At 65.6% G+C, this 15,182-nt stretch carries 14 protein-coding genes; 6 read left to right on the top strand and 8 right to left on the bottom strand.

All coding sequences use genetic code 11. The features are described 5' to 3' along the window. Positions 1-4: 4 nt before the first annotated feature. Complete coding sequence (locus ACQPW1_RS20200) at positions 5-805, bottom strand: tryptophan 2,3-dioxygenase (protein WP_433664239.1); 801 nt, start codon at positions 803-805, stop codon at positions 5-7. Beyond that, a complete protein-coding gene (locus ACQPW1_RS20195) occupies positions 802-2,019 on the bottom strand; it encodes an aminotransferase class V-fold PLP-dependent enzyme (protein WP_433664238.1) in 1,218 nt (405 codons plus the stop codon). Before ACQPW1_RS20195 ends, ACQPW1_RS20200 begins: the two co-directional genes overlap by 4 nt. Before the next feature lie 121 nt (positions 2,020-2,140). Between ACQPW1_RS20195 and ACQPW1_RS20190 the strand changes: the two genes are divergently transcribed. Next, a complete protein-coding gene (locus tag ACQPW1_RS20190; protein ID WP_433664237.1) occupies positions 2,141-3,292 on the top strand; it encodes an RNA-guided endonuclease InsQ/TnpB family protein in 1,152 nt (383 codons plus the stop codon). Positions 3,293-3,327: 35 nt separating this feature from the next. Here ACQPW1_RS20190 and ACQPW1_RS20185 read toward each other — a convergent pair whose 3' ends face one another. From ACQPW1_RS20185 to ACQPW1_RS20160, 6 genes are all read right to left on the bottom strand, one after another. Next, the gene (locus ACQPW1_RS20185; protein WP_433664236.1) at positions 3,328-4,155 is read right to left on the bottom strand and encodes a phenazine biosynthesis protein PhzF; all 828 of its coding nucleotides are present in this window, start codon (positions 4,153-4,155) and stop codon (positions 3,328-3,330) included. Then, positions 4,155-5,039 carry an LLM class flavin-dependent oxidoreductase gene (locus ACQPW1_RS20180; RefSeq protein ID WP_433664235.1) on the bottom strand — a complete coding sequence of 295 codons (885 nt, stop codon included), beginning with the start codon at positions 5,037-5,039 and terminating at the stop codon, positions 4,155-4,157. The genes ACQPW1_RS20185 and ACQPW1_RS20180 overlap by 1 nt, the downstream gene beginning before the upstream one ends. Further along, positions 5,036-5,941 (bottom strand): L-tyrosine 3-hydroxylase, encoded by a 906-nt coding sequence (locus ACQPW1_RS20175; RefSeq protein ID WP_433664234.1) that lies wholly within the window; start codon positions 5,939-5,941, stop codon positions 5,036-5,038. The genes ACQPW1_RS20180 and ACQPW1_RS20175 overlap by 4 nt, the downstream gene beginning before the upstream one ends. Beyond that, on the bottom strand, positions 5,938-6,438 hold the full coding sequence (locus ACQPW1_RS20170; protein ID WP_433664233.1) for a VOC family protein: 501 nt from the start codon (positions 6,436-6,438) through the stop codon (positions 5,938-5,940). The genes ACQPW1_RS20175 and ACQPW1_RS20170 overlap by 4 nt, the downstream gene beginning before the upstream one ends. A gap of 295 nt (positions 6,439-6,733) precedes the next feature. Further along, positions 6,734-7,930, bottom strand: a complete 1,197-nt coding sequence (locus ACQPW1_RS20165; protein ID WP_433664232.1) for an MFS transporter — start codon at positions 7,928-7,930, stop codon at positions 6,734-6,736. Positions 7,931-7,964: 34 nt separating this feature from the next. Beyond that, complete coding sequence (locus tag ACQPW1_RS20160) at positions 7,965-8,723, bottom strand: VOC family protein (protein WP_433664231.1); 759 nt, start codon at positions 8,721-8,723, stop codon at positions 7,965-7,967. A 183-nt stretch (positions 8,724-8,906) separates the two neighbouring features. On the opposite strand from ACQPW1_RS20160, the gene ACQPW1_RS20155 reads away from it, so the two are divergent. The 5 genes from ACQPW1_RS20155 (at position 8,907) to ACQPW1_RS20135 (ending at position 15,175) form a co-directional block, all read left to right on the top strand. Further along, a complete protein-coding gene (locus ACQPW1_RS20155) occupies positions 8,907-9,386 on the top strand; it encodes a MarR family winged helix-turn-helix transcriptional regulator (protein ID WP_433664230.1) in 480 nt (159 codons plus the stop codon). 157 nt (positions 9,387-9,543) lie between these two features. Then, complete coding sequence (locus ACQPW1_RS20150; RefSeq protein ID WP_433664229.1) at positions 9,544-11,007, top strand: FAD-binding protein; 1,464 nt, start codon at positions 9,544-9,546, stop codon at positions 11,005-11,007. Between the two features lie 85 nt (positions 11,008-11,092). Then, complete coding sequence (locus ACQPW1_RS20145) at positions 11,093-12,892, top strand: gamma-glutamyltransferase family protein (RefSeq protein ID WP_433664228.1); 1,800 nt, start codon at positions 11,093-11,095, stop codon at positions 12,890-12,892. Between the two features lie 34 nt (positions 12,893-12,926). Further along, a complete protein-coding gene (locus tag ACQPW1_RS20140; protein WP_433664227.1) occupies positions 12,927-13,988 on the top strand; it encodes a methyltransferase domain-containing protein in 1,062 nt (353 codons plus the stop codon). Further along, entirely contained in the window at positions 13,985-15,175 is a 1,191-nt protein-coding gene (locus tag ACQPW1_RS20135) for a cytochrome P450 (RefSeq protein WP_433664226.1), read from the top strand. Before ACQPW1_RS20140 ends, ACQPW1_RS20135 begins: the two co-directional genes overlap by 4 nt. Positions 15,176-15,182 lie beyond the last annotated feature (7 nt).

Below are 15,182 nucleotides of genomic sequence, written 5' to 3'. Positions count from 1 at the left end.
GCGTCTAGAGCCGGGTGCGGAAGGTCCACAGTTCCGGGAAGAAGCGGTGTTCGTTGATGGTGCGCAGCCACGGTGCTCCGTCGGTGCCCGCCGTTCCGTTCTTGCCGCCGAGCATCCGTTCGACCACCAGCAGGTGGGTGGAGCGCCAGTGCGAGAACTGATACGCGACCTCGAGCAGGCACTCCGCCAGCCGATGCGTCTCGAGATGCCGGTCGGGGTGCCGATAGATCTCCAGCCACACGTCTTCGACGAGCGGATTCGACTCGTGTTGCTGCGTCGGCGGTTTCGCGACGCAGTCGACCGGAATCGGAAACCCCTGCCGGGCAAGGTATTGCAGTACCGCGTCGTAGAGTGACGGCTCGGCCAGCTCCGCCCGCAGCATCGCGTGGCCGTCCCGGATCGCCGCTGTCACTTGACGTTCCGGCCGGTTACCCATCACGAATTCCAAGGCGCGGTAGGCGAACGACTGGGTGCCCGAGGCGTCGTTGAGCACATCCCGGAACGCGACGTACTCGTCGACCGACATGCCGTTCATCGACTCCCAGCAGGCCACGAGCACCCGCTGCGTGCGGGTCGCCCGGGCCAGCGCCAAGCAGGTGTCGGCCACGTCGTCGCGTTGCAAGGCGCAGCGGGCGGTGTCGAGATCGTCGATCACCGCACGGAACAGCAGCTCCTTGACGTGACTGATCAGGATGAAGTTCATCTCGCCGCGGGCTTCACTGCGCGGGCGTTGCAGCTCGTGCAGCTCGTCCATGTGGGCGTAGGTAACGTACTCGGGCGCAACGTATTCGGGGGCGCGGGTCATTGCACTCCTTCCACGGCGCGGCACAATGCGTCGACTGCGTTCGCCACCTGCTCGTGCGTCACATACAGCGGCGCGAAGGCGAAGCGGATCAGGTCGGGCGGCCGGGCGTCGACGAGCACGCCGCTGTCGGCGAGTGCTTCTTCGACCTTGTCCGCCTGGGGAACTCGCAACGCGAGGTGTCCGCCGCGGCGGTCCGCGTCCAACGGGGAGGCGAGCCGGCCCAGCAGTTCCGGGCTACGGTCCGCGAGGCACTCCAGGAAGAACTCGCCGAGTTCGCTGGAACGCCGGTGCAATTCGTGAATACCCACCTCGACCAGCGGGGCGAGCGCATGATTCAGGGCGACGAGGCTGAGCAGCGGCGGCGTGCCGGTGCGTGCCTGATCGATATCGTCGGCCGGGATGAAGGTCTGCACCATCGCGAACGGCTTGGCGTGCCCGTGCCAACCCGACAGCGGGAAGTCCACTGTCGGCTGAAGCCGGATGGGGACGTAGGTGAAAGCCGGTGCGCCCGGCCCGCCGCCGAGATACTTGTAACCGCACCCGACGGCGAGGTCGACCGCGTTGGCGTCGAGATCGACCGGCAGCACACCGGTGGCATGGCTGAGGTCCCACACCGATATAGCTCCGACGGCATGGCACAGCGCGGTGGTCGGGCGGATCTCGCGTCGCTCTCCCGTGCGGAAATCCACGGGCGCGGCGAGGGCCGCCGCCACCCGAGAGCCGTTGTCCCGCAGGTAAGTATCGAAGCCGTCGCGCGACTCGACAACGAGCTCGCGGTCAAGAAGCTTGGCCACCGAATCCGCGATGTACAGGTCGGTCGGAAACGACTCGGCCTCGATCAACAGCACCGGACGGTCCGGACGCAGGCGGCAGGCGGCGGTGAGTGCGTTGAACAAGGTCGTCGAGGTCGTCTCACCGGCCACCACCACCTGACCGGGCCCCGCACCGAGCAAGGTGCCCAGCTTGTCGCCGACCGTCCGCGGCAGATCGAGCCAGCCGTCCTTGAACCAGGCCTGCACCTGTCGAGGCGCCCACTGGCCGGTCACGACGCGATCGAGCTCGGCCGCAAGGCCGCTACGGGGCGGGCCGAGAGAGTTTCCGTTCAGGTGGATGACGCCGTCGGTTGCGAACGCACGCACGTACTCGGTGAGCGGAGCAAGATCGTCACGACGTCGCGCTTCATCGAGCAGGCGGGAGTTACCCGCGCTTGGCATAGTTGCTCTGGACTCCGGCAGAATTGTCATCAGATGTTTAGCGCCGATACCCCTCGTTTCATGAGGAGGAGGAAGCGCTGTCCTCCAATCGGTGTCGGTGGTGCGGGCTAGGTTGTGGGGTATGGATGAGGTGGTGCGGTACAGCTTTCGTATGCGGCCGGGCCGCACTGCGGAATCGGCCCTGATCTCTGAGTGGCATCGCTGCCGGTTCTTGTGGAATGAAGCCGTCCACCAGCAGAAGTCGGGAAACAGGCTGACTTTCGCCAGACTTGGAAAGCTTCTGACCGAGGCCCGTTCGGCAAGTGCGTGGTTGCGGGAGGGTTCGCAGGTCGCACAGCAGCAGACGCTGCGGACCTATGCGCAAGCGCTCACTCAGTCGTTCACCGTCAAGGGCCGGGGGCGACCGGTGTTCAAGGCCCGCAAGAGGACTTTGGTGTCGCTGGAGTACACGCGCCGCGGATTCACCGTCAGCGATGGGCGGTTGATGCTGGCCAAGGGCATCAGCGTCCCGGTGGTGTGGTCGCGGGAGTTGCCGTCCGAACCTACCAGCGTGCGGATCATACGAGATTCGCTCGGACACTGGTATGTGTCGTTCGTCGTCCGTCGCGCCGTCGAGCCCGCTGCCAAGACGGAGGGTGGCATCGGCATCGACTGGGGTGTGCGAACCACAGCCACTACAACAAACTCGGCATTCGATCTTTCCTACTGTGGGTATCGTGCCCGCGCCGCGGCGGAACTGGCTCGGGCGCAACGGAAGATGGCCCGCCGGAGGGTCAAGCACGGCCAGCAGTCTGGTGGGTATCAACGAGCCGCGCGAGTGGCGGCGAAGCTGCATAAGAAGGCGGCTCGGCAAACCCGACACGATTCGCGTGTCTGGGCGAAAAGTGTTGTCGACCATCATGATGTGATCGCGGTAGAGGACTTCAAGCCGAAATTCCTGACGAAGTCCACGATGGCGCGTAAGGCCGCTGACGCCGCTATCGGTGCGGCGAAGCGAGGGTTGATCGAGCGTGGCAGGCGGGCCGGCCGGAGGGTGGTGTTGGTGCAGCCCGCACATACGAGCATGACGTGTTCGAGTTGCTTCGCGAGAGCCAAGCAGCGACTCGAACTCGGCGAACGAACCTTCCGATGCCACGGCTGCGGATATACCGAAGGCCGGGATCGGAACGCTGCCAGGGTGATTCTGGCTGTGGCAGAGCGCGGCCACACACGTGTTGAGGATGTAAGACAATCGGATGACCTCCTTCGGGCGGTTGGTTCGGTTGCGGTCTGAGCGTGAGATCTCCTGTTTTTCGGACAGAAGAAGCGTTAAGCCTCGCTCACTTTCTGCTCGTCGTCGATCGCCGGAACCCATACCTGCCCGGTGATCTGCACGCTCGCGGTGCCGTCGTGCACCGAACCGGTGCAACCGAATACGGACTCGCTACCGTCGGCCGTCACCTGGCGGACCGTCACCCGACTGCCGTCGGTCAGGCCGAGCCCGGTGAGACCGAGCGCGGCTGCCGCGGGCAGGCAACCGGCGTCCTCGGGAATGCCGAAGCCGGGCGCGAACACTCGGGCCAGTACCTCCTGTCGATCCGGGTCCCAGCGAAACGCGGTGAGATCCGTCAGCCCTAGCTCCCGCATGCGATCGAGATCCGGGACGGGCAAGGATCGTGGGTCCTCGGTGACCCGAACGAAGTTGAAGGCGCGGCCGACGCCACCGGCGTGCGACGTACCCATGTTCCAGCCGAACACTTCGGGATCGTGCGGAATCTGTTCGTGCACAACGGGTCCGTCGAACGGCACCCGTACCTCGTTGCCGTCGGTCCACAACCATTGGCAGCCGACCTCGGCGGTGCGGCCGACTTCGCCCGGCGCCAGCTGGCCGGTGCCGACCAGGCAGGCGGCCACGCCCGCCAGCGAGTGCGTGCCGAACGGTGTCTCGCCGTCGGTGTTGAAGATTCGCGACGCGAAAGTCTTTTGGGTTCGGGAGCATTCGCTGACCAGCGCGCTCTCGTCCGAATTACCTTGGCGCGCATACTCGGTGGCTTCGGCCACCACATCGTCGTCGCACCGGCCGTCCGGGATGAGCACGTCCAGGGTGCTGCCCTGGCCAGGCGCCGCACCGAACATGTCCACTCGTAGTACTCGCATCACTCGCCTCCGAGGTGCTTCTCGGCGAAGTCGACAACGACCTGTTCGTCGCCCTGATACGGCTGGTCCAGCCGCGGCCAGTGCACGACGAGATCGGTGATGCCGACCTCCGCGAGCTCGCCGGCGGCATCCTCGTAGGCGGCCAGCGAACTGGTGATCCCGCCCACCGCCGCGTCGGCGACGAACAGCTTGCCGAGGGTGGCCGGATCCCGGCCCGCCCGCTCGCACGCGGCGTCGATGCCGCGCACCTGGTTTCGCAACGTGGGCACGACCTCGCGCAGCGGTCGCATGCGGAAGTCGTTGGGCGGGCCGGAGGTAACCCAGTACCGCGCGAACGTGGCCGCCAGCGCCATGCCCCGCGGGCCGGTCGCGGCCACCGCGAAGGGCAGGCGCGGCACGTCCTCGGCGCGCGGATGGAAACTCACGCCCGACGCGGTGTACCAGCGTGACACCTTTGTCACGGAGCCACGGACGAGCACGGTGTCGAGGAGTTCGACGAACGCCTCGAATCGGTCGGCCCGCTCGCGCGGGCCGAGGTCCGGCCCGCCGAGCACGCTCGCGTCGAAGCCCGGTGCGCCGGAGCCGAGTCCGCAGATCAGCCGTCCGCTCGCGATGTCGTCGACGGTGACGAGTTCCTTGGCGAGCGCGACCGGATGGCGGAAGTTCGGGGTGGCCACGAGCATGCCGAGGCCGATGGAGTTGGTGACGGTGGCGGCGGCCGTGAGGGTCGGAATCGAGCCGTACCACGGGCGATCGGCGAGCCAGCGCCACATCAGGTGGTCGTAGGTCCAAGCGTGCTGGTAGCCGAGTTGCTCGGCGGCGCGCCACCGGTCGGCGGCGACCTTCCACTCGTGCTCGGGCAGCAGGACTATGCCGTGTTTCATCGGCGCGCCTCCTCGAGTCGCATGTCCGATACCAGCCGGGCCGCCCGATCCAGCACGTGCAGGATGTCGGTGACCAGCGGTCGCATCGCCCCGCCGGACTTGGTGACGACCGGGTGGTGGTGGCCGTCGACGTTGGGGTACAGCCCGTTGTGCTTCAGGTCCGCGGTGAGATCCGCGATCCGGGAATCGAGCTGTCCCACGAATTCGGCGTGGCTCACCGGGCGGCGCATGGTCAGGAAGAAGTTGTCGTACAGGTCCTCCTTCTCCCGCGAAACGCTCACACCCGGTGCGCCGACGGACTGCTGCAGCAGCGAATTCCCGTCCGGCACAAGGTGATCGGCAATGTGACTGTGCGTCTCTTCGTTGCGGGCGACCGCCTTGCCGAGCGCCGCACACGACGGGTCGTCCTGCCACGGCATTTTGCCGCGGAAGAGTCGACGGACCGGTCGATAGTCCGGTGCCCAGGTGCCGCTGAATGCCGGGTGCTGCAACGCCATTCGCACCCTGATGTCGGCGTGATAGTGGTCCCGGGGGACGGTGGACGAGTAGAGCAGCATCGCGCTGTACCCGTCGAGGCAGGCGGATAGGAGGTCTAGTTCGCGCTCGCCGGGCCCGTCGGCATCGTCGTCGGAGTGATGACATACGACGTCGCGCATAGCTCGCCACAACAGGAACGAGACCTGGTGTCCCGCGATCCAGCGGTACCAGAACAACCGTTCCTCCTCGACCGGGTGGGCGCCGAAGACCGGGTAGTCCAACATTTCTCGGTCAACAGCCGCCGCCTCGTTGTCCGCATCCGCGGATCCCTCGAAGTCGTCGCCCACCGGCGGCATGAACAGCACGTGCGGCTGCAGTGGGGGCGGACGACGCCCATTCGAATCATGTCCGTTACGGCTACTCACGACCCTGCTCCAGGAAAGTAGAGGAACTCCATCTCGAGACCGTTGGGGTCCACGACGTACAAGCTCTGCATGCCGTCCGGATCGGTCACGATGTCGGACGGTGCCTCGTCCCTGGCCCACTCGAGGTCGGTCGATTGCCGCGCCTTCAGCCACTGCTCCCGAAGCGTGACAAGGTCTTCCGGTCGGTTCACCGTGATACCGACGTGTTGATATTGGTAGCCGAGCGGGTCCGGGCCGTCTTGCGTGTGCTCGGCCCGGTCGAAGACGTGAAACCGCACGTCCCCCGTCTTCAGCTCAACCAGCTTCTCGATTCCCGGCAGTCGCTCGAGAGTCAGTGGCGAGAAGTTGTTGAGCTTCCATTCCACTGTGGCGCCGAGGAATTCCTGGTACCACCTGATCGTGGAGTCCACGTCGTCGGTCTGAATGGCGAGGTGGTGAAATCTCGGCGCGATGTCAAGCCCGTGCATCGGATGCCTTTCCGTCCCGAATGTGCTCATGGCGGGTCCCTCACCGCTGTGGGAGGGAATGTCCCAGCACCTTCCATACTCGACGGACAGCGACGTCCGGGGCAATCAAAAGGGGTTCAAGAAACTCTTAAATCGCCGTCAGACAACAATTGTCGACACTTGCCGGAAACCTTTGCCTGCCAGGGGGTTTAGTCCGGCCCGGACGGGCTACTCCAGCGCACAATGGGATTGAAACGAGCGTTCACCAAGGCATGGCCTCGGTGAACGCTCGAAATGGACGATTTCGTCCGCAAACTATGTTACGCCGCAATGCAATCGGCGCTCCTCACAAACGCTTCCCGACCTCCTCGGCGGGCTGCATCGCGCCGCTGTCCTGGGTGGACGGGTGCGCGCGTTGCACGAGATCGGGTATCAGCGTGAGCAGCCCGCACAGCGCCATCGCCGCACCGATCCACAGCGGTGCCGCGAGGCCGAGCCCGGTGCTGATCCCGATACCACCGAGCCACGGGCCGAGCACGACACCGATGTTGATGGCGGATCCGTTGACGGTGTTGACCAGTGCACCCTCGTTCGACATCGACATCACCCTGGCGGCCATCGCCGGGTTGAGCGGCAGACCGACCAGGCCGAGCAGCACGGTGGCGACGAGCGTCGGCGCCTTGTATTCGACGCACAGCGCGAAAGCGGTGAGTACCAGCATCAACGCGATCAGCCCGCCGAACAGGATCGGCCGCGTATAGCGGTCCGCGAACCGGCCGACGACGGCATTGCCCACCACCGTCGCTATCCCGTACACGGCGAACAGCAGCGGCACGGTCGCCGGCGCGAAGTGTGTCGCGTCGGTGAAAATCGGTGAGAGATAGGTGAATCCGGCCACCACCGAGCCGATGACGAGGGCGTTGGTCACGTACGCACCCCACAGGCGCAGGTTCCGGAAGGCCTGGATCTCCGACCGGAAGTCCATGGTCTGGGTGTTACCGCCGGACGGAACCAGCAGGACGACCGCCGCGATACACACCACCGCCAACGCGTCGACCAGCCAGAAGCTGGCTCGCCAGCCGAAGTGCTGCTCGATGAAGGTGGCCACCGGCAGACCGACCACCTGGGCGACCATCATGCCGCCGTACAGCACCGACATGGCGCGTCCGCGCCGCTCGGCACCCACGAGTCGCACGCACACCGCGGCGGCGACGCCGAAGAAGGCAGAGGCGGCCAGCGCGGTCACTACCCGCGCCACCACGAGCACCCAGTAGTCCTGGGCCAGAGCGCCGATCGTCTGCCCGACAACGAACACCACGAGCAGCCAGATCAGCGACTTCTTCTGCGGCACTTTGGATAAGCCGACGATCAGCACCGGCCCGCCGACGACCATGCCGAAGGCGAAGATCGAGACGAGGTAACCGATGGCGGCAATCGACACACCCAGGTCGCTCGACATGCCGGGGATGAGCCCGGCGACCATGATCTCGGTCGTGTTGAGGCAGAAAACACCCAGGCCCAACACGTATACGGCGAAAGGCATAGCTCCCCTCCGGGGCGGAATGTGCGATTCGGTGTCAGCTGTCCGATGGCTGGGCGAACGCGGTCCACCGGTTGCCGAACGGGTCGGTGAACTGTCCGATGATCAGACCGGTCGCGTCGGAGAACGGATCCATCAGGCGTTGTCCGCCAGCCTGTTCGCAGCGTGCGAGCAGGTCGGGGACGTCGGTGACGAGCAGTCCCGGAATCGCGTAATCGGCCGGGTTCGGCAGGGTCGACACATCCATCGTCCCGCCGATCGGTTCCTTCGAACCGCCGGGGTGAATGCTGTAGTAGATCGCCCCTTCAGCGGCTTCGTCGCGCTCATACTTCCAGCCGAAGGCCTGTTCGTAGAACTTCCGTGTCGCCGCGAAATCCGTTGTCCCGATTTCGAACCACGCCGTGGCGTTCGGCACCGGGGCCGAACGAGCCTCGCGCACAGCGGGTTCAAACAGGCCTAGCTTGTTCCCCTGTACATCGGTGATCACCGCGTGCAGGTCGCCCGCAGCAGTACGGGCGGGATCCTCGAAAACCTTGGCGCCCAACGATTCCAAATGCGGAATCGTTGCCGCTATGTCATCACAGACCACGCTGATCCACAGCGCGTCCGTGCTGCCTCGGCGCAACGCGCCCATACTCGACGGCGCACCGGGCGCGGTGATCGTGTAATAGCCGGGGCCGAACGAGGTGAATTGCCAATCGAATATCCGCTGGTAGAACTGCTTATTGAGCTCCGGATCAGTGGCGGCGATTTCAAACCATCCCACAGTAGTCGGGTGCGTACCCGAGGTGCTCACGACTCCACCTCGCTAACGCTCGGTTCCGTCGTACGCACTGGGGCGCTGTGTCTTTGGTTCACTCGCTGACGCTCCCTCACGACCACTCCTCCTGTATGACAGAGTACGAGTTGGTGTAGCAATTGATACCGTAAACTAGTTTCCAGCGGGAAATCAAGTCCATGACCGGGTGAGGAGCGGCCAGTGCCTGTTGACGAAAACGAAAACAGCCAGGTACTCGACTGGCAGGACGGGATCGAGAACGCGCTGGCTCACCTGACGTGTGTGCTGGTGGCGCAACGCACCCGGACGACCCCCGAGCGGGTGAGTTGGCAGCAGTACGACGTGCTCGAAATGCTGCGCCTGCGTGGCCCGATGACGCCGTCGTCGCTGAGTAACGCACTGAGCGTGTCGCGGCCGACGATGTCGAAAGCGCTTCGGGTGCTGAAAGATCAGGACCTGGTCGAACAGGCGGCGCTCGGTACGGACCGGCGGGAACAGACGACCTCGCTCACCCCGGCCGGACGCGAATTCCTGGACCGCGCGGCGGCATGCAGGCGGGATAACGCCAAGATCGCCGAATCCGTGCTCACCCCGGCCGAGCAGACCGTCTTCGCCGAACTGTGCGGCAAGGTTGCCGAGGCTATCAACGCGTCCACCCAACCCGCGCCGATATCGTCATAGCCTGCACCGATTTACGGCTTCAAGAGCTTTTGACAGTAACTTGAAGATTCTCTGGATGTGCCGGGCACACCAGTCCGGATATGTTCGATGTAGTGGAAATTGGCCGCAGCCATAGTGCTTGCCATCGGTCAAACCATTGCGTCGAAAGGAGTTTGCCGTGCCTGAATTCAGCGCCGGCACAATACAGTCCGCGATCGTGGGTTTCGATCCGCTCGAGCGCAGTTGGGTCACCGGCGAGAATGCGGGCCTGTCGTTCGCTACCGCGCCCGCGCTGGACGGTGAGTTACTCGTCGATGAGCAGGCGCGCCAAGCAGTCGCCACCGATCTGGGCAACATCACCAACCACCAGCCCGCTGCGGTACTGCGGCCGCGCTCGGCGGACGACATCGCCGCGATGATCCGCTTCTGCCGCGCGCACGACGTGAGCGTGTCGGTCAGAGGCGCGGCACACACCACCCTCGGCCAGGGCCTCACCGACGGCCTGGTCATCGAGAACAAGTACCTCAATCGCATCCATTCCATCGGCAAGGACGTCGCCGAAGTCGACGCCGGGATCCTGTGGAAGGACTTGATCGAAGCCGCATACGAGCAGTCACCGCGACTGACACCGCCCGCGATCACCGGCTACACCTCGCTGACCGTCGGCGGGACCCTCTCGGTGGGTGGCCTCGGCGGTCTCGTCGGCGCGCTGAACACCGGCCTGCAGGTCGACCACGTGCGCGAACTCGAGGTCGTCACCGGGACCGGCGATATCGAGCGCTGCTCGCCCACGCACAAGCCTGATCTGTTCGAGGCGGTACTCGGCGGGCTCGGACAGTGTGGCGTCATCACCAAGGCCGTGCTCGACCTCGTGCCCGCGACGGAACGTGCCCGCAGCTACGTGCTGGAGTACACCGACAACGGCAAGTTCTTCAGCGACATGCGCACGCTCATCGAGCGGCCCGCCATCGACCACGTCTATGCCGAGATGTACTCGCCGGAGTCGGAGCCGACCCACCGGCTGTACGCCACAGTCCTTTACGATCCGGCCACGCCGCCGGACGATCAGGTCGCCGCGGAGGGTCTGACCACCGAACCGCTGATCGACGACACCACCTACCTGGATTACGTGTACAAGATCGACACGCTGGTCGACGGTATGCGGGCGGAAGTCGGCTGGGATCAGCTGGTCAAGCCCTGGTACGACGTGTGGCTGTCGGGCGCGGTCGTCGAGGAGTACGTCGGCGAGGTACAGACACAGCTCACCGCGCGCGATATCGGGCCATTCGGGATCAGTTTGATCTACCCGCAGCGGCGTTCGCGGATGACCAGGCCGTATCCGCCGGTGCCCGAGGCGAATGGCTCCGACTGGGTGTTCGTTCTCGATATCAACACCGTGGCCGAGACCCCCGGCGTCGATCCGGCGTTCATCGAAGAAATGCTGGACCGCAACGACCGAATGTTCGCCCACGCGCGCGATCAGTACGGTGCCGTGCTCTATCCGATCGGCTCGCTGCGATTCACCGCGCAGGACTGGCGCGCCCATTACGGCGACAAGTGGACGGCTTTCCGGGCCGCGAAGACTCGTTACGACCCGAGCGGCCTGCTCGCCCGTGGGCTGCGCATATTCGAGGACGCGTAACCGCTTTTCGCCGGAGTAAGCCGTCGAACTCGCATTCGCGCAACGACCTCCAACTACGCATTCAGAACTGTAGGGAGTACCCCCCATGCCTCCATCCAAGCCCGAGCTGACCGGGACCACCGGTGCCGTTGCCAGCACCCATTGGCTTGCCTCCGCGGCGGGCATGCGAATTCTGGCGAACGGCGGCAACGCATTCGACGCCGCCGTCGCCGCCGGATTCGTGCTCCAGGTCGTGGAACCGCACTTCAACGGCCTCGGCGGCGATCTGTCCGTCGTAGCGCATCGCGCGAAAAGCGATGACGTGCAACAGATCTGCGGCCAGGGCCCGATGCCGCAGGCGGTCAGCATCGACACCTTCGCCGAGCTCGGATTGAACAGCATTCCCGGCTCGGGCCTGTTGCCCGCCTGCGTGCCCGGCGCGTTCGGCGGCTGGATGCGGTTGCTCGCGGAGTTCGGCACGATGCACCTGGCCGATGTGCTGCAACCCGCGATCGGCTACGCGGACAATGGTTTTCCGTTGCTGGCCGAAACCGCGCAGGCCATCGAAGTGCTCGCTCCGCTGTTCCGCGAGGAGTGGACGGGGTCGGGTCAGACCTACTTGAAGGGTGGCGCCGCCCCGGCCGCGGGCAGTCGCTTCCGTAATCCCGCGCTCGCCAATACCTATCAGCGCCTCATCAAGGCGGCGGAGTCCGCATCGACCGACCGCGAAGCTCAGATCCAGGCCGCGCACGACGCCTACTACAAAGGCTTTGTGGCGGAGGAGATCTCGGAGTTCCTCGCGTCCGGTCCGATGCTCGATGCCACCGGCAGGCGCCACCGCGGCCTGTTGACCGCGGACGACCTGGCCCAGTGGCAGGCGACCGTCGAGACCGCGCCGAGTCACGGCTATGGCCCGTACCAGGTGTTCAAACCGGGGCCGTGGTCGCAGGGACCGGTGTTCCTGCAGCAGCTCGCGCTGCTGGACGGATTCGATCTGAAGAAGATGGGTCAGGGCAGCGCCGACTACCTGCACACCGTGACCGAGTGCACGAAGCTTGCGATGGCCGATCGCGAAGCCTGGTACGGCGATCCTGCCTTCAGCGATGTTCCGCTGGCAGCCTTGCTCGACGAGGACTACAGCCGGGAACGCCGCGCTCTGGTCGGGCCCCGCGCCTCGCTGTCCCTGCGGCCGGGGGCGCCCGGCGGCCGCACCTCGTTCATCCCCGAGCGGTCCGAGCCGGACTATCCGGAGGCCGAATCGGAGTGGATGTCCCAGCTGCGCAACGGATTGCCGACGATCCTGCAGGAGACCACGACGAAGGGCGACACCGTCACCGTCACCGCCGTCGACCGGCACGGCAACATGGTTGCCGCGACCCCGAGCGGCGGCTGGCTGAAGAGTTCACCCGCGATCGCGAGCCTCGGCTTCCCGCTCGGCACCCGCGGCCAGTGCGGCTACCTCACCCCCGACCACCCGAACTCGTTGGCGCCCGGCAAACGGCCGCGAACCACGCTCAGCCCGACCGTGGTGCTGCGCGACGGCCGCCCGTACGTCGCCTTCGGCACACCGGGCGGCGATCGGCAGGACCAGTGGACGTTGCAGTTCTTCCTCAACGTCGTCGACTTCGGGCTCGATTTCCAGGCCGCGACCGAGACCACGGCCTTCCACACCGATCAGGTGCCCGCGTCCTTCACCCCGCACGCGCATCGACCCGGCGTGCTGGTGGCCGAGGAGACCTGCGACCCGGCGGTCGTCGAGCAGCTGGCACAGCGTGGCCACGAGGTGGAACTCGTCCCCGCGTACTCGCTCGGCCGCGTCTGCGCGGCCGGCTTCACCGAGGACCAGGAGTTCGTCCGAGCGGCCGCCAGCCCGCGCAAGCGGCACGCCTACGCGGTAGCCGAATAGCGCTGGGCGACAACATTTTCGAAAGGGAACAACGATGACGACCACCGAACACCGTCCGGAGATCATCGAACTCACCGATGAGCAGCAACGCAGGGAGTGGCAGGCCTTCACGCTGTCCGGCCTGCCCGAGATGATCAGCGCGATGCACGTCTGCCACGCGGTACGGGCCATTGCCGACACCCCGCTGCTGGAGCGACTCCGTTCCGGTCCGCGCAGCCCCGCCGACGGCCTGCTGGCCGGGATCGATCCCGATATGGGGCCCGGCTTCCTGCGCTACCTGGTCAATCGGGGCATTCTCGAAACCCGGGGCGAGGAGTTCTACCTGACCCGGCTCGGCGAGTTCCTCACCACCGACGTCTCGCTGGCCAGGCTCGGCGTCTACGTCGACGCGTACGGCATGGTGACCAGCAAGACCGGTGATCTGCTCACCGGCAAGGCGGTCTACGGCAAGGACGTGATCCGCGACGGCGGCAAGCTCGGCGCTCACTGCGACACCCTGTTCTCCGCCTTCCACACACCGACCCTGCTGACAGCAATGCGCGGCCGGAATGTCTCACGCATCCTCGACATCGGTTGTGGCGGAGGTCAGTTGGTGGTGGACGCGTGCCTGCGCGACCCCTCGCTGACCGGTATCGGATTGGACATCGATGCCGACGCCGTCGCGGTGGCCAACGAGCACGCCCGCACCTGCGGTGTGGCGGATCGGGTCAAGTTCGTCGTCGGTGACGCCTTCGCCCCGAAGACCTGGCCCAAGGAATGCTTCGAGGCCGACGGGCTGTGCATGATGAGCGCGCTGCACGAGCACTTCCGGCACGGCGAGCAGGCCGTCATCGACCTGTTGAACGAGATCTCCGCGACGTTCCCGGCACTGAAGATCCTGCTGGTCGGCGAGCCCGAAATCCGTTACGACAGCAGGGAAAACGACGACGACTTCTTCCTGATCCACGTGCTGACCGGTCAGGGCCTCCCCCGCGACCGCGCCGCCTGGTTCGACGTGTTCGAGAAGTCCGAGCTGACCTGTCGCCGGATGTACACGCGACCGGAAGCCGGGCCCCGGTTGTGCTTCTACGACCTGGCCGGGAAGGACCAGCCGTGACCAGCTCGACACGGACGACCGTGGTCGAGACCGAGCTGGACCTGTTCTCCACCGAAGCACTCCTCGACCCGGTCCCCCACTATCAGACCTTGCGCGACCTGGGTCCGGTCGTGCACATGACCGAACACGATCTCTACGGTCTGTTCCGATACGACCAGGTGCGTGCGGCGCTCACCGATTGGGAGGGGTTCAGCTCCGCCCAGGGCATCGCGATGAATCCCACCGCCAACGAACTCTCGGACGGCTCACTCCTTTCGATGGACCCGCCGCGCCACCGCGCGGTGCGCAAGGTGATGGACGATGCGCTGCGACCGAAGTATGTGCGCCAGGTCGCGGGCAATATCGAGCAGCTCGCCGACGAGCTCGTCGATGATCTGATGCGGCGCAAGGACTTCGACGGTGTCACCGATTTCGGAGCCAAACTGCCGGTCGACATCGTCATGGACCTCATCGGCTTTCCCCGCGACGAACAGCGGGACAAGATTCTGGTGTGGGCCCTCGGCGCCTTCAACTACTTCGGGCCGCCCGGCGATCGTCAGCTGTCGACCTTTCCCGATGTACAGGCGCTCATGCAGTATCTCGTCGCCGACGCGACACCGGACAAGCTGCTGCCCGATAGCTTCGGCCAAATCGTCTGGGAGGCAGCAGATCGCGGCGAGATCAGCGAGAACGAAGCACTGATGACCATGAGCGCTTACGCCTGTGCCGGGTTGGACACCACCATCGCCGGGGTCGCCAGCACCCTCTGGCTGCTGGCCCAGAACCCGGATCAGTGGGCGGCTGTTCGTGCGGACCCGAAACTCGTCCCGGGCGCGTTCCTGGAGGGCGTCCGGCTGGAGACACCGATCCAGCACTTCTCCCGAGTCACCACCGAAAACCGGGACGTCGACGGCGTCACGATTCCCAAGGGCGCCCGGGTCCTCGTCTCCTACGCCGCGGCCAATCGGGACGAACGCCACTATCCCGAGCCGGACAGCTTCCAGGCAGACCGAAATCCCGCTGACACTGTCGGTTTCGGCTTCGACGTGCACAACTGCCCAGGACGCACCCTCGCTTCGATGGAGGCGAATGCCCTGTTCGGCGCGCTCGCCAAACGAGCGACCACGCTCGAACTCACCGGCGACCCGATCCGGGAACCGAACAACATCACCCGGGGACTGGAAACCCTCCCCATCCGTATCTCCTGAAAGGGGC

The sequence above is a fragment of the Nocardia sp. CA-128927 genome (assembly GCF_050955855.1).
Lineage (GTDB): Bacteria > Actinomycetota > Actinomycetes > Mycobacteriales > Mycobacteriaceae > Nocardia.
Note: the sequence above shows the minus strand (reverse complement) of the source record. Positions and strands in the feature narration are given on the sequence as shown.